Origin of the sequence: Mucilaginibacter pineti, from assembly GCF_900101875.1 — a bacterium.
Taxonomy (GTDB): domain Bacteria; phylum Bacteroidota; class Bacteroidia; order Sphingobacteriales; family Sphingobacteriaceae; genus Mucilaginibacter; species Mucilaginibacter pineti.
The window spans coordinates 261,140-286,350 of the sequence record NZ_FNAI01000001.1 but is presented as its reverse complement, the minus strand read 5'-3'; the positions used below and the strand labels follow the sequence as shown (position 1 = coordinate 286,350).

Annotated in this window: 22 protein-coding genes; 17 read left to right on the top strand and 5 right to left on the bottom strand. The window is 42.9% G+C overall.

The annotated features are described in order from the left end of the window. Window positions 1-5 precede the first annotated feature (5 nt). From BLS59_RS01110 to BLS59_RS01095, 4 genes are all read left to right on the top strand, one after another. Window positions 6-3,221: an efflux RND transporter permease subunit gene (locus tag BLS59_RS01110; RefSeq protein WP_091142837.1), complete on the top strand. Its 3,216-nt coding sequence runs from the start codon at window positions 6-8 to the stop codon at window positions 3,219-3,221. A 103-nt stretch (window positions 3,222-3,324) separates the two neighbouring features. Continuing rightward, window positions 3,325-4,743: an efflux transporter outer membrane subunit gene (locus tag BLS59_RS01105; protein ID WP_091142833.1), complete on the top strand. Its 1,419-nt coding sequence runs from the start codon at window positions 3,325-3,327 to the stop codon at window positions 4,741-4,743. A 258-nt stretch (window positions 4,744-5,001) separates the two neighbouring features. Further along, window positions 5,002-5,889 carry a cupin-like domain-containing protein gene (locus BLS59_RS01100; protein ID WP_091142829.1) on the top strand — a complete coding sequence of 296 codons (888 nt, stop codon included), beginning with the start codon at window positions 5,002-5,004 and terminating at the stop codon, window positions 5,887-5,889. A 95-nt stretch (window positions 5,890-5,984) separates the two neighbouring features. Then, window positions 5,985-7,724, top strand: coding sequence for a beta-N-acetylhexosaminidase (locus tag BLS59_RS01095; protein WP_091142825.1), 1,740 nt, complete (start codon window positions 5,985-5,987; stop codon window positions 7,722-7,724). Between the two features lie 40 nt (window positions 7,725-7,764). On the opposite strand, the gene BLS59_RS01090 is transcribed toward BLS59_RS01095, so the two are convergent. Further along, the gene (locus tag BLS59_RS01090) at window positions 7,765-8,106 is read right to left on the bottom strand and encodes a hypothetical protein (protein ID WP_091142822.1); all 342 of its coding nucleotides are present in this window, start codon (window positions 8,104-8,106) and stop codon (window positions 7,765-7,767) included. A gap of 332 nt (window positions 8,107-8,438) precedes the next feature. On the opposite strand from BLS59_RS01090, the gene BLS59_RS01085 reads away from it, so the two are divergent. From BLS59_RS01085 to BLS59_RS01055, 7 genes are all read left to right on the top strand, one after another. Next, window positions 8,439-10,217 carry a glycoside hydrolase family 9 protein gene (locus tag BLS59_RS01085; protein WP_091142819.1) on the top strand — a complete coding sequence of 593 codons (1,779 nt, stop codon included), beginning with the start codon at window positions 8,439-8,441 and terminating at the stop codon, window positions 10,215-10,217. Between the two features lie 184 nt (window positions 10,218-10,401). Continuing rightward, window positions 10,402-10,587 carry a hypothetical protein gene (locus BLS59_RS01080; protein ID WP_091142816.1) on the top strand — a complete coding sequence of 62 codons (186 nt, stop codon included), beginning with the start codon at window positions 10,402-10,404 and terminating at the stop codon, window positions 10,585-10,587. Window positions 10,588-10,627: 40 nt separating this feature from the next. Continuing rightward, complete coding sequence (locus tag BLS59_RS01075; RefSeq protein ID WP_091142812.1) at window positions 10,628-11,200, top strand: Crp/Fnr family transcriptional regulator; 573 nt, start codon at window positions 10,628-10,630, stop codon at window positions 11,198-11,200. Between the two features lie 79 nt (window positions 11,201-11,279). Further along, the gene (locus tag BLS59_RS01070; RefSeq protein ID WP_091142807.1) at window positions 11,280-11,855 is read left to right on the top strand and encodes a GNAT family N-acetyltransferase; all 576 of its coding nucleotides are present in this window, start codon (window positions 11,280-11,282) and stop codon (window positions 11,853-11,855) included. Window positions 11,856-12,004: 149 nt separating this feature from the next. Beyond that, on the top strand, window positions 12,005-12,538 hold the full coding sequence (locus tag BLS59_RS01065; RefSeq protein ID WP_091144958.1) for an OmpA family protein: 534 nt from the start codon (window positions 12,005-12,007) through the stop codon (window positions 12,536-12,538). 133 nt (window positions 12,539-12,671) lie between these two features. Then, window positions 12,672-14,345 (top strand): ABC transporter ATP-binding protein, encoded by a 1,674-nt coding sequence (locus tag BLS59_RS01060; RefSeq protein WP_091142804.1) that lies wholly within the window; start codon window positions 12,672-12,674, stop codon window positions 14,343-14,345. Beyond that, window positions 14,342-15,418 (top strand): glycosyltransferase, encoded by a 1,077-nt coding sequence (locus BLS59_RS01055; RefSeq protein WP_091142800.1) that lies wholly within the window; start codon window positions 14,342-14,344, stop codon window positions 15,416-15,418. The genes BLS59_RS01060 and BLS59_RS01055 overlap by 4 nt, the downstream gene beginning before the upstream one ends. Here BLS59_RS01055 and BLS59_RS01050 read toward each other — a convergent pair. The 3 genes from BLS59_RS01050 to BLS59_RS01040 are packed head-to-tail and all read right to left on the bottom strand — an operon-like array spanning window position 15,383 to window position 18,496. Further along, window positions 15,383-16,495 carry a glycosyltransferase family 4 protein gene (locus tag BLS59_RS01050; protein ID WP_091142797.1) on the bottom strand — a complete coding sequence of 371 codons (1,113 nt, stop codon included), beginning with the start codon at window positions 16,493-16,495 and terminating at the stop codon, window positions 15,383-15,385. The genes BLS59_RS01055 and BLS59_RS01050 overlap by 36 nt on opposite strands. 3 nt (window positions 16,496-16,498) lie before the next feature. Further along, the gene (locus BLS59_RS01045) at window positions 16,499-17,665 is read right to left on the bottom strand and encodes an amidohydrolase family protein (protein WP_091142793.1); all 1,167 of its coding nucleotides are present in this window, start codon (window positions 17,663-17,665) and stop codon (window positions 16,499-16,501) included. Beyond that, complete coding sequence (locus BLS59_RS01040) at window positions 17,666-18,496, bottom strand: class I SAM-dependent methyltransferase (protein WP_143014029.1); 831 nt, start codon at window positions 18,494-18,496, stop codon at window positions 17,666-17,668. 91 nt (window positions 18,497-18,587) lie between these two features. Between BLS59_RS01040 and BLS59_RS01035 the strand changes: the two genes are divergently transcribed. From BLS59_RS01035 to BLS59_RS01015, 6 genes are read left to right on the top strand one after another with little or no spacing between them, the layout of a single operon-like run. Next, on the top strand, window positions 18,588-20,087 hold the full coding sequence (locus tag BLS59_RS01035; RefSeq protein WP_091142787.1) for a B12-binding domain-containing radical SAM protein: 1,500 nt from the start codon (window positions 18,588-18,590) through the stop codon (window positions 20,085-20,087). Window positions 20,088-20,098: 11 nt separating this feature from the next. Further along, entirely contained in the window at window positions 20,099-20,845 is a 747-nt protein-coding gene (locus BLS59_RS01030; RefSeq protein WP_091142785.1) for a class I SAM-dependent methyltransferase, read from the top strand. A gap of 2 nt (window positions 20,846-20,847) precedes the next feature. Then, the gene (locus tag BLS59_RS01025) at window positions 20,848-21,897 is read left to right on the top strand and encodes a radical SAM protein (RefSeq protein WP_091142781.1); all 1,050 of its coding nucleotides are present in this window, start codon (window positions 20,848-20,850) and stop codon (window positions 21,895-21,897) included. A 4-nt stretch (window positions 21,898-21,901) separates the two neighbouring features. Further along, on the top strand, window positions 21,902-22,906 hold the full coding sequence (locus BLS59_RS01020) for a B12-binding domain-containing radical SAM protein (protein ID WP_205411158.1): 1,005 nt from the start codon (window positions 21,902-21,904) through the stop codon (window positions 22,904-22,906). A gap of 24 nt (window positions 22,907-22,930) precedes the next feature. Further along, entirely contained in the window at window positions 22,931-23,374 is a 444-nt protein-coding gene (locus BLS59_RS31955; protein ID WP_205411157.1) for a hypothetical protein, read from the top strand. Next, window positions 23,371-24,186, top strand: a complete 816-nt coding sequence (locus tag BLS59_RS01015) for a class I SAM-dependent methyltransferase (RefSeq protein ID WP_091142777.1) — start codon at window positions 23,371-23,373, stop codon at window positions 24,184-24,186. The genes BLS59_RS31955 and BLS59_RS01015 overlap by 4 nt, the downstream gene beginning before the upstream one ends. Before the next feature lie 59 nt (window positions 24,187-24,245). On the opposite strand, the gene BLS59_RS01010 is transcribed toward BLS59_RS01015, so the two are convergent. Further along, window positions 24,246-25,211, bottom strand: coding sequence for a hypothetical protein (locus BLS59_RS01010; protein ID WP_091142773.1), 966 nt, complete (start codon window positions 25,209-25,211; stop codon window positions 24,246-24,248).

The following is a 25,211-nucleotide window of genomic DNA, read 5'->3' as shown; positions in this document are numbered from 1 at the left end:
AAACCATGTTTCAGAAATTCATAGAAAGACCGGTACTCTCAACTGTTATCTCCATATTACTGGTGATAGTTGGTGTACTTGGTTTAACGAAACTGCCTTTAGAGCGGTTTCCGAATATTGCCCCTCCGGCAGTATTAGTATCTGCGGTTTACCCGGGCGCTAATGCCGAAACCATTTTGCGTTCTGTTACGCCTTCGTTAGAAGAAGCGATCAACGGGGTGGAAAATATGACCTATATGACCTCTACTGCCAGTAATGACGGTACATTGGGGATCACTGTTTACTTTAAACAAGGTACCGATCCCGATCAGGCTGCTGTAAACGTTCAAAACCGTGTTTCACAGGCTACCAGCCAGTTACCAGCCGAGGTTGTTCAATATGGTATAACTACTACCAAGCAACAGAACAGCTTCATTGGTGCTATGGCAATCTATTCAGAGGATCCTAAAAAATACGATCAAACCTTTGTAGCCAACTATGCGCAGATCAACATTGTGCCCGAAATTAAACGTATTCCGGGTGTAGGTTCTGCCAGTATATTTGGTGGTGTTAAGGATTACTCCATGCGTGTTTGGTTGAATCCAGGGCAAATGGCAACTTACAAAGTTACCCCTGCCGAAGTAATGGCCGCTATACAGGACAAGAACCTTGAGGCAGCTCCCGGTAAATTTGGTGAGCGCAGTAACGAGGCTTTTGAATATGTAATTAAATATAAAGGTAAACTTACCAAACCAGAAGAATACCAGAATATCGCTATCCGTGCAAATGCAGATGGTTCTGTACTGCATTTAAAAGATGTAGCCCGTGTTGAACTTGGTGCTTACTCTTATAACAGCGTAAGTAACCTGAACGGCCACGATGGTATCATCATTGGTATTATACAACTGGCTGGTTCAAATGCCAACGAAATTCAAATTGGTATTGATAAGCTGATGCTGAAACTGTCAAAGGATTTCCCTGCCGGTATCAAATACAATCAATTCTACCGTACCAAAACAGATTTGGATGAATCAATTAACCAGGTTGAACATACATTGGTAGAGGCCTTTATATTGGTATTTATCGTAGTATTTATATTCCTGCAGGATTTCAGGTCTACACTGATCCCGGCCATTGCGGTTCCGGTTGCTATTATAGGTACGTTTTTCTTTATGAACCTGTTTGGCTTCTCTGTAAACCTTTTAACCCTGTTTGCATTGGTACTGGCCATTGGTATTGTGGTGGATGATGCCATTGTAGTCGTAGAGGCGGTGCACGCTAAAATGGAGCATGACCCAAGTCTTACCCCAAAAGCGGCAACTACCGAAGCGATGCACGAAATTACGGGTGCTATCATATCTATTACGCTGGTTATGGCGGCGGTATTTTTACCGGTGAGTTTCATGGTTGGTTCAACGGGTATATTTTACCGCCAATTTGCGTTAACCATGTCTATAGCCATCATTATATCGGCTGTTAATGCGTTAACTTTAAGTCCTGCACTGGCTGCTTTGTTCTTGAAGAACAAACATACCGCAGATGGTCATGCAGCGCCTAAAAAAGGTTTTGTAGAAAAATTCTATGCAGGCTTTAATGGTGGTTTTAATTACATGACCAACAGGTATGTTGGAGGTTTAAAATTCCTTATCCGTAAAAAATGGTTTAGCATTGGCGGCCTTGTATTAATAGTGGCAGCTACTGTATTCCTGGTAACCAAAACAAAAACAGGTTTTATCCCTACAGAGGATCAGGGCTTTGTGGCCATAGCTGTTAGTACACCATCCGGAACTTCGTTAAGTGGTACCAACAAGGTGTTTAAACAGGCCGAAGACCAATTGAAAGATCTGCCATCGGCACGGTTTGTTACTGCGTTATCTGGTTTTAACTTTTTAACACAATCCAGCAGTCCATCTGCGGGTGTAATTTTCCTTTTGTTAAAACCTAATGAGCAAAGGGGTGCAGTTAAAAATATCGATGATATACAAAATATAGTAAGAGGTAAATTAGGCGGCATACCCGGCGGTACATTCTTTGTGTTCAGTTTCCCAACTGTTCCCGGATTTAGTAACGTTGAAGCGCTTGACGTGGTACTACAAGATAAAACCAACGGTAAGTTGGATAAGTTTAGCGGTGTAGCCAATAACTTTATTGGTAAACTGATGGCGAAACCGGCTATCGCTTACGCCTTTACTTCTTATAAAGCAGATTATCCACAGTTACAATTAGAGGTTGATGACGAAAAGGCTAACCAGTTGGGTGTAAATGTTAAAGACATTTTGCAAACCATGCAAGCCTACTTTGGTACAGCCCAGGCGTCAGATTTTAACCGCTTTGGTAAATATTACCGTGTAATAGTTCAGGCTGATGTTGCAGACAGAACTGATCCTTCGGCTATCGACCGTGTGTTTGTTAAAAACAAATCTGGCGAAAACGTGCCTATCAATACCCTGGTTAAATTAACCCGTGTATATGGTTCAGAAACTGCCTCACGTTATAACCTGTTCAACTCTATTGAGATCAACGCTATCCCTAAACCGGGTTATAGCTCTGGTGATGCGATTAAGGCTATCCAGGAAACAGCCCAGGAGCAATTACCAGCAGGTTTTGCGTATGAGTTCTCTGGTCAAACCCGCGAAGAAATTTCTTCAGGTGGTCAGTCGGCCGTTATATTTATGCTTTGTTTGATATTTGTATACTTCTTATTATCAGCCCAGTATGAAAGCTATATATTACCGTTGGCAGTTATACTTTCTATCCCTACAGGTATCTTTGGTGTATTTGTGGTATTGGGCTTAACCGGTATCGAAAATAACATTTACGTACAGGTAGCGCTTATCATGCTCATCGGTTTATTAGCCAAAAACGCCATCCTAATTATTGAGTTTGCTGTACAGCGGCGCAAGGCAGGGCATGGCTTGGTTGAATCGGCTATTGAAGCAGCAAGGCTCAGGATACGTCCTATCATCATGACCTCACTGGCATTCGTGTTCGGTTTGTTCCCGATGAGTATCGCTACAGGTCCATCAGCACAGGGTAACCACTCTATAAGTATTGGTGCAGCCGGTGGGATGGTATCCGGAGTAATATTAGGATTATTTATCATCCCGGTATTGTTTGTGATATTCCAAAGCCTGCAGGAAAGAATAACAGGTGTGCCGGTAGCGGTGTTAAATGGTGGTTCATCAAAACATAAAGATGGTCATGCTATTGAAGCTGCAAACCTCGAACTGCAAAAAAACTAATTAAGAAAAGAATCAAGAGATAAGAATCAAGAATTAAGACAAAAGAAAACTTCTCTCTTGATTCTTGACGCTTACTTCTTAACTCCTCTAAAATATTAAGATAATGAAACGATATATAAATCCACTTGCTTTTGTACTGCTGGTGGCCTTTTTAAGCGCCTGTAAAGTATCAAAAGACGTGGCCACACCCAAACCCGAGCTGCCATCCAATTTCAGGAATACAGCAACCACAGCAGATAGCACAAGCATAGGTGATATTCAGTGGAAAAGCTTTTTTACCGATGCCACGCTGCAAAAACTGATCGACAGTGCGATTGCTAAAAATTACGACATGCAGATTGCCGTAAAGAACATTGATGCTGCTCAGTTGCTATTTAAGCAGGTAAAATGGAACTATGTTCCAACTGTTGGTCTTAACGTTACGGCCAGTACAAACAGACCATCTGATAACAGCTTAACCGGCCTTAGCATCGCCCAGTATAACATCGGCACAAAACATGTGGAGGATTACTCTGCAAATCTTGCCCTTTCATGGGAAGCCGATATCTGGGGTAAAATACGTAACCAAAGCCGCGAAGCTTTAGCTACTTACCTGCAAACAACCGAAGCTAAAAAGGCAATCCAAACCAACATTGTATCCAGCGTATCACAAGGTTACTATAACCTGCTGATGCTGGATGCGCAACTGGAGATAGCTCAAAAGAACGTAAAACTGAATGACAGCACCTTACGCATCATTAAATTACAATATGATGCCGGGCAGGTTACTTCATTAGCCGTTCAGCAAGCCGATGCACAACGCCAGGCTGCTACCCAGTTGGTACCACAGTTTGAAAGGGACATCACCGTGCAGGAAAATGCTTTAAGCATATTAGCCGGAACATTACCAAATAAAATTGAGCGTAACAGCACACTTAACGAAGTTACATTTCCTGAAACCATAAGCGCCGGTGTACCTTCAACAATGGTAAGCCGCAGGCCCGATGTTAAAAGCTCTGAATTGGCTTTAACCATTGCAAACGCTAAGGTTGGTATCAGCAAAGCACAGATGTATCCTTCTTTAAGCATTACCGCAAGCGGCGGTGTTAACTCCTTTAAAGCCAGCAACTGGTTTAACTTGCCTGCATCATTATTTGGTACAGTAGCAGGAGGGATAGCCCAGCCAATATTTCAGCACAAAGAACTGCGTACACAGTATGAAGTTGCCAAGGTTGAACGTGAAAAAACAGTACTGCAATTCAGACAATCGGTATTAAACGCCGTTGGCGAAGTATCTGATGCATTGGTTAGGATTGAAAAATTGAAACAAGAACAAGTTATTGCTGCCCAACGTGTAAAAACCTTACAGCTGGCAACCAGCAATGCCGGTTTATTATTCAAAAACGGATTAGCCAATTACCTGGAAGTAATTACAGCTCAAGGTAACGTTTTACAAGGCGAGCTTGAATTGGCCTCCATTAAAAGGGCCGAGCTAAGCGCAACAGCCGATCTTTACCGCTCATTGGGTGGTGGATGGAAATAATTGTTGAATGTTGATGGGCGATATTTGATCCATCAACAGCAGCAATTAACAAGCGACTAAAATTCGCAACTCAATATATATTACAATCCGGTCTTTTATAAAAAGAGACCGGATTGTTTGTTTTATAGCGTTTCATAATACCGTTATAAGGTACAAAATGAACGTTTCATGAATAAAAACACACTAATGCATTCATTATGTGAAAATTGCTTAGGTTTATAAACGCATTGCCTGTTTTAACTTTAACCTTCACAATTTATGGAACATAGCGCGGTACTTGATAAAGCCGATGGCACACAAACAATAACCATTGATAAACGCAGCAACTTATCAAGGGAAGAATTTATAAGCCAATACGTTAACCGATCAATCCCTGTTGTTGTAACCGATGCTGCCAAAAACTGGCCGGCAATGGGCAAGCTAACTCCCGATTTTTTCAAACAAAACTACGGTCATGTTAAAAAAACAATTGATGGTGTTACTTATACCATGAGCGAGGCTATCGACAAAGTGTTGGTTTCCACCGCCGAAAACCGCGCACCATACCCCTTCAATTTCGATATAAAAAAGGTTTTTCCAGAACTGATGCCCTATTTTTCGCCACAACTGGTATACGGTAAAAGCGATAGGATTCATAGTGCGCTGATGCCAAATCAATTACTGGCTGGCACCACCGTGCATGAGCTTTTTATAGGCGGCAATGGTTCAAGTTTTCCGTACCTGCATTACGATGCGTTATTTATGCACACCCAAATTACGCAGGTATATGGCTCAAAAGTGTTCTTCCTGTATCCACCGTCGCAAACGGAAAATATGTATCCGTATCCCGATAACCCCAAATTTTCGCAAATAAATTTCCTCAATCCCGATCATGAAAAGTTCCCGCTGTTTAAAGAGGTGGAACCTATTGTACTTCATCTATTGGAAGGCGAAACCTTGTTTTTTCCATCGGGCTGGTGGCATACCACCAAAATAACCGAGCCAAGTATCACTTACGGCAGGGCGCAGTTAAACGGCAATAACTGGAACAAATTCATAAATGACCGCTACATAAACTGGAAGAAGAAAATATCGTACGCAGCTTTACCGGTATTTGCCTACGGCAGTATTGTTGGTGCTATTATGAATGCTTTTGAAGGGGTGTAGTAGTATTCCTATTTTCTCTTATTACAAATAAATTACGGTCACCCAATAAAAAATTCCTATCATAGCAATCCCGAATGATTTGAACTTTTTATTGAATGAAATTTAAAATACTATTAGCGTTACTATTAGTTTCCGGATACCTACAGGCACAAAACTTAAACATAATTCCACAACCCCGGTCGGTTGTAAATGGTGCGGGGCAGTTTAGCTTCAATAACCATTCTACCGTCGGCGTAAATGATACGTCGCTGGTTTCATTGGCGGCCTTTTTTCAAAAAGAAGTTTTAAAGGCTACTGGCTTAACGCTGGCTGTAAATAAAGATTCAGCGCGCAACCCCATCAACCTCAAACTCATATTGGCTAATACCCCGCAGGTTACCGGGGCATACAATTTAAAGATCACCCCGCAATACATCAGCATAGCTTCGTCAAACAAAGAAGGTATTTTTTATGGACTGATATCCCTGCTTCAACTCATAAAAGATCAGCCTAAAGGGGATGGGAGAGGGTTAACGCTTCCAATTGCAGACATAAACGACGCACCACGTTACCAATGGCGCGGTTTAATGCTCGATGAATCAAGGCATTTTTTTGGCAAGGCAAAGGTTAGGCAGATCCTCGATTGGATGGCTTATTACAAGCTCAACAAATTTCACTGGCACCTGAGCGATGTGCAGGGCTGGCGCATCGAAATAAAAAAATATCCTAAACTGGCCCTTGTTGGGGGTATCGGCGACTATAGCGATACAACGGCAGCGCACTATTACACGCAGGACGAGATAAAGGAGATGGTTGCCTATGCCGCCCAGCGTTTCATAACCGTAATACCCGAAATTGATATGCCCGGCCATGCTACAGCAGCCAACAAAGCCTATCCCGAATATACGGGCGGCAGCGTTGCGGGTTATCCCAATTTTACTTTTAACCCGGCACACGAGAAAACCTACCAGTTTTTGGCCGATATTATAAAGGAAACCAACACGCTTTTCCCGGCGCATATGATCCATTTAGGCGGGGATGAGGTTGCATTGGGTATTAAAGCGTGGTCGTTAGATACAGCCATTGCCAAAATGATGCAGCGGAACAACTTTGTTGATGTAGGTGCGCTGGAACGCTACTTTTTTAAACGGATGACGGATACGGTGACCAGCCTTGGCAGCAAAATACTTGCCTGGGACGAGGCTACTCAAACCGATCTGCCAGCTGGCAAAACCATTATTTTTTGGTGGCGGCAAAACCTGCCGGGTCAGTTAAGGTTGGCCATCCAAAAGAATTACCAGGTAGTGCTTTGCCCAAGGCTGCCGCTTTATTTTGATTTTTTACAGGACACCGCGCTGGTTTCTGGCCGGAACTGGAATGGCGTATTTAACCGGATAACCGATGTTTACAACTTTCCCGACAGGCAACTACCTGCAGATATTACCGGATCGGACCATGTAATTGGTGTACAGGCTAATATATGGACAGAAAAAATAGCCTCAGAAAAGCGCCTCGATTTTATGCTGTTCCCACGTATTGCAGGCTTGGCCGAAGCAGCGTGGACGGCACCCGAAGCCAAAAACGAAGCGGCTTTTATGGACAAATTAAAAGCAGGCTTAAAGAGTTATGACGAAGCAGGTATTTACTATTACAACCCGTTCGATCCATCGGCACACCCCGAGGCGATAGACTTTGCGCCGCGCATCATTATAAAAAGAACACACAAGGCCACGAAACACGGGCATCATACATCCAAAAAATCGCACTCAAAAGCGTCAGGTAAAAAGAAATCTGCATCAGCTAAAAGCCATCGGTCTGCCGCGCAAAAAAGTAAAGCGCATAAAAAAAGGAAATAACCGGTTAAGTTATTTCCTTTTTAATACGATGGAGTTAAAACTACCGGTATGTTGAAAGGTGGGTGGTTTTTATGCTCAGCATAAATGATTTACCAACGCTTATTTTAACGCTTTTATCCTGCAAAAGTGCTTTAAAAGCTTCGTCGCCCTTTATGGCTTCAAACAGGTCACGCGCTACGGCAGATCCGCTGATGTTATTGGTAACCTTGCCATTCTCCATAGTGATATTGAAGGTATAACCTGATTTACCCCTGTCGCCAGCCGATTCAAAATCAGTTATGTTCAGTTTAAACTGCTGATCTTCTGTTAAACTTTTCTTTAAATGCAAACGGATAACGGGCATGTACCTTTTCCAGGTAGTTAAATACTTTCTTTCTTCCATGTTGTTTATTCAATATAAAAAATAAACCCCTGTAGGTATTCGTTTACAGGGGCTTTATAAAATAATTAAGAACCGGGACAAATATTTCCTGATCTTATACTTTGTTAATGATTTGTGTTATGCGAACAGTAGGGTAACTGGCTTAAAAACGTGCCGGACAATATTACCACATGATTTGTCAAAGCTACCTAAATAAAAGGGGAATGCCCCAATTATATCAATATAATATTAAGGGCTTAATACTTTGCTAACCTGCACGTAGTATAAACACGTACGCATCTTGATTAAAGTAGCCGATAATTTGGTAATTTGCAATTATAACGCTGCCAGCTATGAACCATACCTCCCAGTTAAAAACCTTAATTACCGGTCTGTTTGTTTTACTGACCTTTATTTGCAATGCATCGCCGGTAATTTATGTAAACCAGGTTGCTTTTGACACACGCGGCGCAAAAATGGCGGTGATAGGCGATGACGTAAAACTGCCGGCAAATACCTCTTTCTCGCTTATAAACGGGCAAAAAAAAGTAATATATAGCGGCGTATTAAAAGGCCCCATGCAGATTGATGAATGGGCTAAAGGCAAGTTCTTTTATCAGGCAGATTTTTCGGCATTGGTGCAAACCGGTAAGTACAGGGTATCTGTAAAGGTAAGTGGCAAAAATTACCTGTCGGATGAGTTTGCGGTGAGCGAAAACGCTTTGGCGGTAAACACGCTGCCATCTATTATTAGTTATTACAACAGGCAACGGGCCAACACACCCACCGAATTGAATGCCGATAAACAGCTTTTACTTTACGGCAGCAATAAAACGGTTGATATGCACGGCGGCTGGTGCGATGCATCGGGCGACGTAAGTAAATATTTTTCGCACCTGGCTTATGCCAATTACATGTCGCCGCAGCAAATTCCATTGGTTACATGGTCTATGGTTAATGCGGCGCAAACTATCCCGGGCGTACTTAATAAGCTTGGCGCTTACGATAACATGGTTAACGAAGCGCTATATGGCGCTGACTATATCATGCGGGCGCTGTCAAAGGACGATTATTTCTACATGATCGTATTCAGCTATTTTAATAAAGATCCCAAGGCGCGCCGCGTTGTAGGCTTAAAGGCCAATAGTGTTACCACCGATGAATACCAATGTGCCTTTCGTGAGGGTGGCGGAATGGCTATAGCTGCGCTGGCGCGGATCTCGGGTTTAAAAAAAGACGGCGATTATAAATCCACCCAATATCTTGCTGCTGCCAAACGTGCGTATGCGCATCTGGTGATCAACAACACCAAATATGATGATGACGGCAAAGAAAACATCATTGACGATTACTGCGCACTGATGGCCGCTACGGAATTATGGATAGCTACAGATAGTTCCTACTACCATAACGAAGCCCGTAAACGCGCCCAAAACATTGAACACCGCATGAGCCCCGCAGGTTACTTTTATGCGAATGATGCCGGCCGACCATTCTGGCATGCTTCAGATGCGGGCTTGCCAATTATAGCGCTTTGCAGGTACCTGAGTAAAGAACAAAACACAACCGACAGAACCCAGGCCCTAAGCACCATAAAAAAGGCGCTTGATTACAACCTGCGCGTAACCGCCGGGGTAAGCAACCCCTTCGGCTACGCAAGGCAAACATTTGGTTTGAATAACAAAATTAAAGACGGATTTTTTATCCCGCATGAAAATGAAACCGGTTGGTGGTGGCAGGGCGAAAACGCCCGTTTAGGTTCATTGGCCACTGCGGCAATAATAGGAGGGCGGTTAGTTTATCCCGCCAAAGGTGGATGGGGCATAAGAAAAGACCTCTCGGCCTTTGCATCCCATCAAATTTCATGGATCCTGGGTGGTAACCCTTATGCTGTTTGCTTTATGTATGGTTTTGGAAAAACCAATGTGCCGTACATGAGCTCTAACTTTGGGCATGGCTCGGGTAAGGGCGGTATTTCCAATGGTATCACCGGGAAAGAAGGTAACCCGGATGGCAGTGGTATCGACTTTAAAACTACCGACGAAGGTAACGAATGGCGCTGGACAGAGCAATGGCTGCCCCATGCCGCCTGGTTTTTACAAGCCATTACCGCAATGGCTCAAAAGCAATAATTGCAGGCAGATGTTGTTTGCATTTTGAAAAGCAAGCTTTTTAACCTAATTTTATAGCACGGAACCCACGCAGCCACCCGGACTAATCAACCAACGGCTCAACAATCATCCCCGGGGCACCTACCAATCATATTTCGTTATCTATGATAACGGCGCTTTGTCGTTGTGCCCAAAAACCGCATCTATGTTGGTAGCTATCTTAAAGATCTTTATATTTTTATGTGTAATAATTATTCCGCTTCGCGGCCCATCCCGAAGGAAAGAAGATAATGTGAGCCATGCCCGGCAATCAAAAACTTATTCAAAGTATGCCGTTAATGAAAATGGCGGTTTAGAGGTACTGGAAGATAATAAAGCAGGAGATCGATAAACACCTTCTTTTAAAATCTCAATTCTTTTTAGCTTTGGATATGATTGATAAGCTCCTGTCATTCCTGCAATTATTTAAACATATCCCGGCAGATGACCAAGCCATAATAGCCCGCGCATTTGAAACAAAGGAATTTAATGAGGGCGATTACCTGTTTAAAGGCGGCAAGGTTTGCCAATCTCGTTTTTTTATTTGCGATGGGGTATTACGTATAGTAGTTCATAACGAAAAGGGCAACGAGGTTACCCATTACTTTTTAAAGGAAAACCAATTTTGTACCATTCTTAATAGTTTCAATAACCTGGTGCCTGCGCATGAAAGTATCCAGGCGGCGTGCAAAACAACCATATTGGAAATTAACAGAACAAGATTGCTTGCCCTTTATGAGCAATTGCCATACTTAAAAGAGCTTATTGACGAAATTACCCAGCAGGCCTTAATTGATAAAGTTCAAATAAGAAATGCCTATTTGGGCCAGGATTCAACCACCCGGTATAAGCTATTTTTGATGCGCCAGGCCGATATTGCGCTGCGGGTTCCGCTGAATGATATTGCATCGTATTTGGGTATTACGCCACAATCATTAAGCCGAATCAGGAAGAATATTCGCTGATTACGCCTTAAATTTTTATTTATCAATTTTATAATCGCGGTAAAATAAGAAATTTGCGCCTTTACATTTTACGTATACCATGAAACCAGCTACTACGCCGGAGATAACTTTTATACCGGCCACTACTATTGATCATTTTGAACAGATCATAGCATTGCAAAAACAAAACCTATACAGCGCAATAAGTACCGAGCAGCAAACCCAGGAAGGTTTTGTATTTGCCGAGCATACCGTTAGCTTATTGCAATTTATGGCGGCCGAGGTGCCGCAGGTTATTGCCCTACATAACAATAAGGTAATTGGTTATAACCTGGCCATGACCGTTTCAATGGAAAAGGAACTGCATAGCCTGGAGCCCATGTTTCAGGAGTTCAGCAAGAGCCTGTATCAAGGCAAATTATTAAGCAGTTATAATTTTTTTGTTGGTGGTCAGGTTTGCGTTGATAAGAATTTCAGGGGACTGGGTTTGCTGAGCAAACTGTACCACGCAACTGCCGAAGCCGTATCGCCTCGTTATCAGCTTTGCGTTACCGAGGTATCGGTACGTAATACAAACTCATTAAAAGCACATCAAAAGATGGGATTTGAGGTGATAAGTACCTATCATGATGGTAAAGAATTATGGAATGTGATTGCCTGGGATATCAGAAAGTGAAATCCTGCGTTTTAGTTAACGAGTATTGGGATGCGGCCGTCCATTCAAACAAAACAGTCAAAAAAACCTTTATTTATGAATGCGTCATGCTCAACTAATGTTGAATTGACGATTATTTTTTTATGTTTACCAAAAAAACAAAATCAGTTATGAAATTTTTAAGAACCCCTTTTGTTCCCTTAATTATCGCGTTATTAGCCATATCGGTACTATCTTGTAAATCAAAGAAACTGGTACAAAAACCAGCCCCGGTTGAAACAGAGGCAACGTATGCCCCTAAAACCACACCGGCTCCTAAACCCGCCGCAGCACCCACACCAGCTCCAGCCCCGGCACCATCAAAACCAGACTATAATTTCAGCAATATTCAGTTTGAATTTAACTCGGCTGTGTTAAAAACAGGTTCATACCAGGCGCTTGACAAAGCTGCTGCCGAAATGAAAAAGGATAAAACAGTAAAATTCGTTTTAAATGGTAACTCATCTGCCGAAGGTACAGACCAACGCAACATGGAGCTATCTATTGAGCGTGCCAACTCGGTAAAATTGTACCTTGTTAACAGCGGTGTAACTGGCGATAACCTTAATATTAAAGGCCTGGGCGAAAGCAACCCTGTTGCCGATAACAAAACCGAAGAAGGAAGAGTATTAAATCGCAGGGTTGAGATTAAATTAGCTCAATAAGCTGCATCTCTTTTATATTTAAAACGCCCCGGTAACAACTTACCGGGGCGTTTTTGTTTAAAGCCGGCTGGCAACCATTGGCAGCAACGGCCCGTAATGATAATAGTTGCAATAATTATTACTTACCGGCATTTTGAAGCAAATTATAAAGGGCATACTCACCCTGTTAACTTCCCATGAAAAAAGCAAGCTGTACAGGCTCATCCTGTTCGACTTGCTGATCAGCGGGCTTGATATTGTTTTCCTGGGTCTGTTGTTACTTATTATCGGTTTTTATACTTCCGGGGATCACGTTCAACATCACCTTTTTTTGTTACCCGATGGTTGGTTTAGCAAAAACTCTATTTTACTTATAGCGCTGTTTTTGCTGCTATTTAGTTTCAAGAACTGGTTGGGATACCTGCTTATCCGTTTTCAGCACCATTTTTTTTATGGCGTAGCGTCGCGATTATCTAAAAAAAACATTATCAATTACCTTAAAAACGACTACACCAAGTTTATAAATATCGATTCATCGGTACACATCCGGCAGATAAGCCAGCAGCCTATAGAGTTTAGTCATTACATATTAACCAACGCGCAGCAGGTGATCTCTCAGGGCATACTTATTGTATTTACCGTCGGCGCTATACTTGTTTACCAGCCGGTTCTGTTTCTATTGCTGTTGGTGCTAATGGTTCCGCCTGTGATCTGTTTGGCATACTTCATCAGGAGGCGATCAAAACAGGTACGGATACATACCAAACTCGCCAGCGAAAAAACCATCCAGCACTTGCAGGAAACATTAATGGGTTATGTAGAAAGCAGTATTTATGACAAGGGCGACTTTTTAGTAAACCGATACTATACCTACCAGCAACAGCTTAATGATAACCTCGCCCAACAGCAAACCATCCAGGGCCTGCCGCCTCGTTTGGTAGAGGTATTCGCCATATTGGGGTTTTTCATTTTAGTGCTGATCAATAAATGGTCGGCACATGGCCCGGTTGTAGATCTGCTAACTATTGGCGTATTTATGGCTGCGGCGTATAAGATCATCCCAGGGATAATTAAAATACTAAACAGTACGGGGCAAATAAAAACCTACGAATTTACGCTGAATGATTTATTGGCAGCAAATAATTCACCTATATTAACACATTATATAAATACAAATAAAAACCTATTAATCAATAATATATCATTTATAAATATAAATTTCAGTTACAAAGAGCAGCCTATATTAACCAACTTAAGTTTTCAGTTAAATAAAGGCGATATGGTTGGTTTATCGGCTGCATCAGGCAAAGGGAAAACCACCCTTATTAATTTGTTACTCGGGTTTTTAACACCTGCTAACGGTGAAATATACATAAATGACAACGTTGCCGATGTAATGACAAGGCAGAAATACTGGAAAAACATTGCCTATATAAAACAACAGCCCTGGTTTATTCATGATACCGTCCTCAAAAACATTACGCTAACCGAAGGCGATTACGATTCCGAAAAACTGACCGAAATAATAGCTTTCTGCGGATTGGAACCATTACTGGCTGGTTATTCAGATGGTACACACCAGGTTATCCGCGAAAATGGCAAAAACCTGAGCGGCGGCCAGCGTCAGCGCATCATGCTGGCGCGTGCGCTTTATCATAATTTTGACCTGCTGATAATGGACGAACCTTTTGGCGAAATGGACCAGGAAGCCGAAGAAGCTATCCTTATGCAACTGAAACAACTGGCTATCAGTGGTAAAATCATCCTTTTTATAACCCATAACCTGGCAAGCTTAAAGCATTGCAATAAACTGATAAAGCTAATATGAACAAACAAAAAGCTTTAGTGATCCTTAGTCCCGGTTTTCCTGCTGATGTTAATGACACCAACTGCCTGCCGCTGCAACAAAGTTTTGTTAAAACATTAAAACAAAGTAACCCGCAGCTAAATATCATCGTCATCAGCTTTCAGTACCCGTTTAAAGCTTCACGTTATATTTGGTACGGGGCACAGGTAATTGCATTGGCAGGCAAGGGCAGGGGTAGGCTATTCCGACTTTTTACCTGGCAACGGGCATTTAGTGAGTTGAAAAAAATAAATGACAAGTATGAAGTTACTGGCCTGTTAAGTTTTTGGATGGGCGAATGTGCTTATGTAGGCAGCCGGTTTGCAAAAAAGAATAATTTGCAGCACTACACCTGGTTACTTGGGCAGGATGCAAAGGCCGGAAACCATTACGTTAACAGCATTAAACCCCAGCCCGGCAATGTTATAGCACTTTCAGATTTTCTGGCGAAGGAGTTTCGGCTAAATTATCGCATCAACCCACAGCATATTATTCCTGTTGGCATTGATACTGATCTTTTTGATACAAACAGGGTAGAACGGGATATCGACATCATGGGTGCTGGCTCACTTATAGCTCTTAAACAATATGATGTGTTTATTAAAGTAATAAAATCACTTACCACCGAATTTCCTGATATAAAAACCATCATTTGCGGCAAGGGCCCTGAAATGGAAAAGCTTAAAAAGCTGATAATAAAACTCGGGCTGGAGAAAAATATCGAATTAAAAGGCGAACTATCCCACAAAGAAGTTTTACGCCTAATGCAACGGTCAAGGATTTTCCTGCATACCTCCATTTATGAGGGCAATGCCGCCGTTTTGAGCGAAGCCTTGTACGCGGGCGCCCATGTAGTAAGTTTGGTAAAACCAATGGAAGCAAGACTGGCACAGCATCACATTCCCGATAACGCCGAGCATTTGCCCGATTTGCTTTTAAACCTGCTGAATGATAGAACGCTAAACCATGATCCGCTGTTAGTTGATACCATGGAAAGTATTGCCGCAAGGGTACTTGATCTATTTGTTCATGAGCGTTTCGCAGATATCCACTAAATCATCGGCAATTACTTTAAAGCTTAGATTTTGTTTAAAATACGTTAAGGTTGTTGCCGAAAGCTTTGAGATATTCATACCATCAAGCGCGCTAAGTACATTCGCCAGCGCTTCGGGATCACCTGGAGGATATAGAAAACCATATTCGCCGTGATGAGTTATTTTTTCGAAAGACGGGATAGCCGTAACTACCGGGATACAGCCGCAGGCCATAGCCTCCAGTAAAGCATAACTACTCCCTTCACGGTGACTGCCGGAGATATAAAAATCGGCCGCGCTGTACCAATTTGGCAAATCAGCGGGAGCAACTTTTCCAACCGTAACCACATTGTTGCTTAGGGCAATACTGCTATTTATTTTGTGGTTAACTTCGGTTAAAAGCTCTTCGGTTTGATAGATCATGTACAACTTAGCCAATGGATTTACTTTCAGGTAACGCTCAAAGCCATCCAATACCGCAAGCGGGTCTTTATTTGCGTTCAATCTACCCACCCATAAAAAGTTGGTTTTGCCATTTATTCCGGTTAGAGATTTGCTTATTTGTTTATCCTGCCGCTCAAAGCCTGTTGAGGCCTCCAAAAGCTCAAAGATTTGGGCATTGGCCTTTATAATGCCTCGTTGCTGCCATATCGCCGCATTTTCTTTCGCGGTAAAAATATAGGCAGCAGCATGGCGATACGCTATTTTTTGCAGCCAGCCTTTTATTCCCTGGTAAGTTATGTCGCCATGATGCTGAACAATTATTTTGGTGCTACTGCCACAAAATAACCGCAGCAACATTACCTGCAGAGGAAATATAAATCCCTGCACTAATACAATATCCGGCTTTAAATTACGAACGAAACGGAGTGTTTTAAAAGATACCGACCAGAAATTGTTACCGGCCCTAAAAAACTGATAGGGCACACCGCCCATTACAGCACGCTGTTCAAAGCCTGCATGTTTAACAAAACAGAAATCGAGCCGATTATCAATATGAGATGCAAAAGCCAGGGCGGCCGAATGATTTTCCAAAACATCTTCGGGGTGGTTATAATTGAGGTGCGCGTAAAAGGTAAGATCAACCAGCTTTATCAATTTTTATAGAATTTGATAGTCAATAACTTCGAAAGGAAAAACAAAACCGGGCAAATAAGTATGAATATCGGCTGTCAGCTCCATTAAATTTCCTTCCACATATTTATAGGCGTTGTCAATTTTTATCAGGCTAAACCCTTTGCCTTTAAGCTGATGCGCCAGTTGCGGCAATAACTCCTGCGCCATTAAACGCACCTGTCCGTGGTGCAAAACCAATAGCAGATCGGCGGGGTTTAGGGTAAAGAATGTATCAAAACCACTGGATTGCCCTTTTGCGATAACCAGATCGGCATTTTTACCTGCTGCTATTTTGCCGGTGTTTATTTTCCAAATTTTGGATGGGGTTTTATTTAGCGATTCGTACAGGTTCTCATCGGCAAGCAAGCCTGTTTTATGAGCCAGCCTTATATGATCCCAGATATTCCAGTTGCTGGTAAGTGTTGAATCGGTGCCGAATATAATATCGGTAAATGGCTTTATCTGCCTTACCGGTGCAGTTTTATTCAACAGAAAATAATTTGATTCGGGGCACCAAACAATCGCCTTAAAATACGGGGCCTGCTCTTTGGTTATAGCAACCGCATGTATACCCACCAAATCGCGACCAAGCTTGTTCCAGCTTATAAGCGCATCAATTTCTTTGTTGGACTGCTTGTCGGTTCCCTCGCCTGTATGTACCACCACGGGGAGCTTTCTGCGGATGGGGTTATTCAGTTTAAATTTCCAGCCTTTTTCAAACGCCACGGAATGCAGGTCCTGCGTCTGCTCAAACACATCAATCAGCGGATTGGGTAAAGTTATCCGCTCGCCATGATTAACTACCGTGGTTACTCCGCAAAGCAGGTTTTTATATACTCCCCAAAGTATGCGCAGGTGTTTGGGTACTTTCAATACACCGGCAATTTCGTCCTTAAATTCCTTGTGGATGTAAGCGCCCCATTCGGTGTAATTATTATAAATACGGTGCCCTAACTGGGGGAACAGGTTAAAATCTAAATGATCGTGCGAATTGATGAGGCCGGGAAAAACAATGGCATCATCCAAAAAAAGCTGTAAATCCCCGGTAAAACTGCCGATAGCGGCATGATCAACCTGCTTAATCACCCCATCACTTATCACTATGCTGATCACTTGTCCGCTATCGGCCAGTCGTACCTTATTAATTACCATTTAGCCCCGTTTTAAATGAATGCCGTATATAACCGGAAAATCCAGGTATTTTTCATAAACATGCAGTGCGCCGGCATCGGCATAAAAAGACCGCATACTTTCATCTATATTTATTTCTTCCTGGGTTATCAGCCTGAAACCGTTCCTTATCAATACTTCCTTAATGGTGTAAATAGGATGCACATAATTGCGCACAGCCATCACCGAATTATTATGTTTAAAAGTACGCTGACCGCCAAACGCCAGGGTATGGGGGTGAAAATCGGTAATAATGATCTCAGCCTGCGGTTTTAGCAAGCGACACCAGGCCTGCATAGCTTCGTCAATATCCTCAATGTGGGCCACGGTAAGGGTAGATACAATTACATCAAATGCTGCATCCGGAATATCTGAAAACAGGTTGTCGGTAATGAGCTTTGTGTGTGCGGCCGGGTACTTCTCATTCAACTTTTTTAACATACCGCCCGATACATCAAAGCCGGTTAACACCGCCGGCTGCTTAGCAAATATCTGCGGCCATTGCCTGCCGGTACCACAGCCAATATCGGCTATTTGCTTGCCCTGTATGTCTACGCCGTTTATCAGCATAGAAAACAGCCTTTCGTCAAGGTGAAGCATCAGGTTACCGGGTTGCGCATCGTAATTACCGGCCCAGATATCATAGGCCTCCACAACGCCTTTTTCGGTTACAGCAGGGTGACTTACCTTGCTTTTTATGTAGTTTTTTATAGTGGCCAGCATAGTACAGGTTTTGTAATAATAACGGAGCAAAACGGTGTATGGTTGCCCGTGTTTTTTATTATTAGCGCAGGCAACCCCGGCCTGCTGCACAGCGTAATGTATAGGAATGGTTTTATTGTTGATTTGGGTTTAGTGGCGATGGAGGTAAAAGCCCATCGCTATTATTTATCACCACGTGTTTATGAATAAGATACTCCTTTATAATCCTAAAAGTGCTGTTGCAAAGCACCGCATCCCTAACTCTATACTAAATATTGCCGCATCTGTTGAAGGCAAGTATGATTGGGTAGTTGTTGATGGTAATTGCGAAACCAATCCCTTAGAAAAAATAGAAAGTTATTTACGTACCGGCGAGTTTGGCTATTTAGGCTTTACTGTAATGCCTGGCCCGCAATTGCGTGAGGCCATCCCTTTATCAAAAACGATAAAACAAAAATATCCCTATACTACCATGATCTGGGGTGGGTACTTTCCGTCGAGCCAACCAAAGGCGGTACTTAACTCGGGTTTTGTTGATTTTATAATTAACGGCCCCGGTGATAATGCATTTCCAAGGCTGATTGATGCCCTGGAAAAACACGAACCGTACGAGTTTATTAAAAACCTCATTTACAAGGCCGATCGTAAAATAACCAAAACTATTAAGGAGGACCTGTTAGACCAGGATTCATTACCACCATTACCGTATGACAAGCTGGGTACATTTTACCCGATTGATAAATACCTGGGTAAAACTTATTTGGGTAAACGCACCATGGCTTATCATTCCAGTATCGGCTGCCCGTTCACCTGTTCATTTTGCGCCGTGGTGCCTATTTACGAGGCAAGATGGAAGGCAAAATCAGCCAAAACGGTTTATAAAGATGTTAAATATATTAAAGACAGGTGGGGAGCAGATGCTATTGAGTTTCATGATAATAACTTCTTTGTATCTGAAAAACGCACCGTTGAGTTTGCCAAACTTATAGAACCCGAAAATATGTCGTGGTGGGGAATGGCGCGGATTGATACCATGGATAAATTCAGTGATGCCTCCCTGACGCAGATCCGTAAGGCCGGCTGTAAGATCATCTTTTTTGGTGCCGAAAGCGGTAACGACGATATCCTGGAACAACTGGATAAGGGCGGCACGCAAACCGGCGAGCAGATCATTCGCTTTGCCGAACGGTTGAAACAGTTTGATATCATCCCCGAATATTCGTTTGTACTGGGTACACCGGCCGCCACGCCCGAAAAGGTGCAGGCGCAAATAGATTTTGAGATAAATTTCATCAAGAATATAAAGGCCGTTAATCCGCGTACCGAAATAGTACTTTATACTTATACCCCCGTACCAACGGAAGGGTCCGAACTGTATAAGCAGGTACTGGAACAGGGTTTTGAATATCCCCAAAGCCTTGAGGACTGGATGAGCCCCGCCTGGGAAAGTTTCGACCTGAGAAAGAACCCGCTAACACCCTGGTTAAAACCAGAGATGATAGATAAGATCAGGAATTTTGAAACGGTGCTTAACGGCGTATACCCAACCGTTACCGATATCCGGCTTAACGACCTGAAAAGGAAATCGATCAAGCTGCTGTCAACGCTCAGGTACAAAGCCAACCTGTACAAATATCCTTATGAAATAAAACTGCTGCAAAGGTATTGGAAGTACCGCCAGCCTGAGATTCAGGGATTTTAACCGCTATAAAATTGGGACTGAAGGAAAAACATATCGACACAACCTATGCCTCCATTGCCGATGACGCATTTGAGGAGATGTATGCTGCCGTGCGTGAAAAAGAGGGCAGGGTATACACCGATAAGCAGGTAGTCCGCTTGCCCGAAATTGATGGCACCCACAAATATGCGCTGGAGTGGCGCGCGCGAAAAATATCCTCCGCACGACTTATAAATTATCTAACTAAAAAGGAAAAACCGCTTCATATTCTTGAAATAGGCTGTGGTAACGGCTGGCTGGCCAACAAGCTTACAGGTATACCCCAGGCAAAAGTTACCGGCTTGGATACCAGTCAACTTGAAATTGACCAGGCACGCAGGGTGTTTAAAAACGTCAACCTTAAATTTATAAACAGCGAATTTACCAAAGCAGCCGTTGGCAACAACGAACGATTTGACGTGATCGTTTTTGCCGCGTCGCTGTCATATTTCCCATTTGTAAAGGCAGTAATTGACGATGCGTTTTCGCTGTTAAAACCAGGAGGAGAAATTCATGTACTTGATACCCCGTTTTATAAAAATCAAATTGCAAGTGTAGCTATAGCAAGGTGCAGGGAGTATTATAACGATATGGGCTATCCGGCTATGGCTGCTAATTATTACCATCACCTGTTAGCTGAGATCTTGCCATTTAAGCACCGGGTGTTATTTAACCCGGCAACCATCTGGAACCGCCTGCGCAAACAGGGCGTTTTTTACTGGATAACGTTAACACCATAAGTATGACCGGGCAATCAATAATTCATACTTACAGGCGTTATAAAACCCTTAAAACGCATCAGATCACGGCGCTGCCCATTGTGATACTGATGCCGCACAGCGCCTGTAACTGTCGTTGTGTGATGTGCGATATATGGAAAGACAATAAAAACCTAAAGCAGCTTACCGAAGCAGATATCAGCGGGTTACTGGCATCCCTAAAACAATTAGGCACAAAGCAAGTGCTCATGTCTGGCGGCGAAGCATTGCTGAATACCAATTTCTTTGCCTTGTGCCGCATCCTTAAAAATGCAGGGATCAGCGTTGTACTACTTACGACAGGCCTGTCTATAAAAGCCAATGCCGATCAAATACTCGAATACGTTAGCGAGGTAATTGTTTCTATAGATGGCGACGAGCCATTGCACGATGCCATCAGGAATATTCCCAATGCTTTTAAAAAGTTAAAGGAAGGAGTGGAGCATATTAAAAACATTGCCCCCTCATACCGCATCACCGGGCGTACGGTGATCCATCGGCTTAACTTTCGTAACTGGCCGGCTATTATTACAGCGGGTAAAAATATGGGGCTAAACCAAATGAGTTTTTTACCTGCCGATGTAAGCAGCCACGCCTTTAACCGCCAGCAAGCATGGACAGAACCCAAACAACACGAAATACTAATTGCAGAACGCGAACTTCCCGAACTGAGCGAAGTAATTAGCGATTTGTTTACCCAATTTGATAAAGAATTTCGCAATGGTTTTATTGCCGAAAGCAGGGAGAAGATACAGGATATCTACCATTATTATGCTGCGTTTTACGAATTAAACCCGTTCCCGTTTAAAAAATGCAATGCGCCATGGGTGTCTGTTGTTGTGGAGGCCGATGGTGCTGTAAAGCCCTGCTTTTTTATGGAGGCTATGGGAAATATCAGGGATACATCGCTTGGTAATATTTTAAACAGTAATGAAGCGGTAGCCTTTCGCAAATCGTTGAATACCTCCACCCATCCAACCTGCGTAAAATGTGTTTGTTCACTTAACCTGTCGCCATTAACTCATTTGTCATAAACCTATGGAGCAGCGCAATAATATACTTTTCACCCATTCGTATTTTTTACGGTTCGACCCTAAGCAATGGGCTATGGGACAGCCTTATGCGCCATTAGGCACGTTATATGCTGCGGCCTTAATGCGGCAAAATGGCTATCATGTTTCACTGTTCGACAATATGTTTTCGCATACGCCATACCAGGTAATAGATGCTTTAGATAAAGAACACCCCGGTTTTTTTGTGATTTATGACGATGGTTTTAATTACCTCACCAAAATGTGCCTTACCAACATGCGCGAGGCCGCGTTTAAAATGTGCAAACTGGCGAAGGAGCGGGGCTGTACCGTTATAGTTTCCAGTTCCGACTCAACCGACCGCTTTAAAGAATACTTAAACGAAGGTGCCGATTTTGTACTCATAGGCGAAGCTGAACACACCCTACTTGAACTGGTGAATGCGTTAAAAAATAATACCGAAGATGTTTCCACTATTCCGGGGTTGGCTTATTTTAAACGAAACTCGGTATACAAATCACCTGCCCGGCATGTATTGAAGGAGCTTGATACATTGCCTTTGCCTGCCTGGGATCTGATGAATATGGAGCCGTACCGACAATGCTGGATCAAGCACACGGGGTATTTTTCTATGAATATTGGTACCACCCGTGGTTGCCCCTTTAAGTGCAACTGGTGCGCAAAACCCATCTACGGCAACAGGTATAACTCCCGCACTCCCGAAAATGTGATCAGCGAGCTTAAATTGCTTAAAGAGCGGTTTAATATGGATCATATTTGGTTTTGTGACGATATTTTCGGCCTAAAACCCGGCTGGGTAACCCATTTTGCCGAATTGGTAAAACAGGAAAACCTGAGTTTCCGGTATAAGATCCAGTCCCGGGCCGATTTGCTATTGGATGAAGAAACGGTAAGCGCGTTAGCGGCATCCGGTTGTGAAAATGTTTGGATAGGTGCCGAAAGCGGATCGCAAAAAATCCTGGATGCGATGGATAAAGGGACCACCGTTTAACAGATAGGCGATGCAACCCGACTGATGAAAAAGCAAGGACTAAAACCATCATTCTTTATCCAATTTGGTTATCCCGGCGAAACCAAGGAGGATATTGCCCTCACCATCCGAATGATAAATGAGCATTTACCGCATGAAATTGGTATTTCGGTATCGTACCCCTTACCGGGAACTTTGTTTTATGACAGGGTAAAGGCCGACCTGCAGCAAAAAACCAACTGGACAGACTCCGACGAGATGGCACTCATGTTCAGCAATACATTTAGTCCGGGTTATTACAAGCAGTTGCACAAATATGTGCATCAGAATTACCATGCGCATCTGGCCACTTACAACCTATTGAAATTATTGAAGAATCCTTTTAAGCCGGATGTAAAAAAGATAAGAAAGGCTGTATCTGTTTTGTATCATGCCCCGGCAACGCTTATTGAGCGGTATAAGTTAAACCAATTGGAGAAGGCGTTATGATAAACCTCAGTGTTGAAAAGAATGAAAATGATGCCTCCGAAGCGTTTACAAAGCAATCGGTGGTGTTTGATGCCATCTATTCAAACGATACCATCATCAATTACAAACGCGATAGGGTAAGGCAACACGTACTGAAATACCTGAAACCGGAAAGCAAAATCCTGGAACTGAACAGCGGCACCGGCGAAGACGCGATCTATTTTGCAGGCTTAGGCCACCACGTTCACGCCACCGACATATCCACCGGTATGCAGGAAATACTTCTGCAAAAAACAGCTCCATACCGCGACAGGATAAGCCAGGAGATCTGTTCTTATACCCAGCTTGGCAAGTTGCAGTACCACGGTTCATATGACCATATCTTCTCTAACTTCGGCGGCCTCAATTGTACCGGCGAACTGGATAAGGTCCTGCTATCATTCGATGCACTGCTTAAACCTGGCGGCAAGGTAACTATGGTTATTATCCCGCCGTTCTGCTTATGGGAAACACTACTTGTTTTCAGGGGGAAGTTCAAAACCGCTTTCCGTCGTTTCTTTAGCAGCAAGGGGCGCACAGCACATATTGAAGGGACTTACTTTAAATGCTTTTATTATAAACCATCATTCATTATCAATACGTTACAAAAATCATTTAAAGCAATGGGGATGGAGGGACTATGTACCATTGTACCGCCATCCTACATCGAAGGTTTTGCAGAAAAGCACCCTAAGGCTTACAATTTTCTGAAAAACAAAGAGAACAAACTCAAAGCTACCTGGCCCTGGAAATACATGGGCGATTACTTTATCATCACGCTGGAAAAAAAATAGCATTAGGAGTAAGGATAGAAGGATTAAAGAACAAGGGCAAGGGGAACTAACCGGGGGTTTTAGTTAGCTACGCTGTGTTTATTTTCCTGCAGTAACTGGGCAACCTTGTTTTCATAGCGACTCACCAGTTTAAACTGAAAGTTATTTGGATCGGGTTTGGCGAAGTGTTTATCAACGGCCATGGCCAATACAAAACCGCGACTGTTCATCCGCTTTTGCTGTGTTTTTGTTCCCCATCTGCCGGCGGTTATTTTCATTAACCGGTTATCCAGCCAATCGCCAAAATTATTGTTGAACAACGATTCAAGCAGATGCTTTAACCTGCTTTTTTCCAATGCTTTGGCTGTAGATACCCGCATAATGTGGTTAGGTAAAAAATTACGCGTCCACGCATTTTCAGCAAAAAAGTTTGCAAACGTAACATCACCCTGGATGGGTATCAGGGTAACAATTTCGGTGGCGGTATAAATGTTTTTTTCGGCTATCTCCAGTTGCTGCTCGTCTATATAATAGTTCATACAAAAGCAGTGCTGTTTGTTTACCAAAAAAGTAAGCTTCTTAAAGCAGTGCATCAGCGTACGGGCTATCCAAAGGCGGTTGGCTGCCGTAACAATAAACAGGTCGATATCTGAAGCCTCATCGGCATAATTCTTTGATAGCGAGCCCGAAATAGCTATCCCGCGTACGTAGGGAAATTTGATAAGCATGTTGCCAACCTTACGCGCTGTTTTTATCATTTCAAGCGCCATCTGGTTGCCTTTGTTACGGCGACTTATCAGGTAAGGGTCATTCCGCAAGGTAAAAAATCTGTCGAAACGGTAGATGAGGCGGTCGGTTATTAAACAGGTTATGGCATCATCAAAATTATGCTGATCGTACTTTACCGGCAGAAACAGGCAAACCTCTTCGCGGGTAAGCGGGTAGGTAAACGCATCAAAATACGCCAGCGCAGCTAAAATATTTTTCTTGATCTCTGACAATGTGCTGATGGTTAACGGTTGTTTGTAAACGAACTTGTAAAGCAT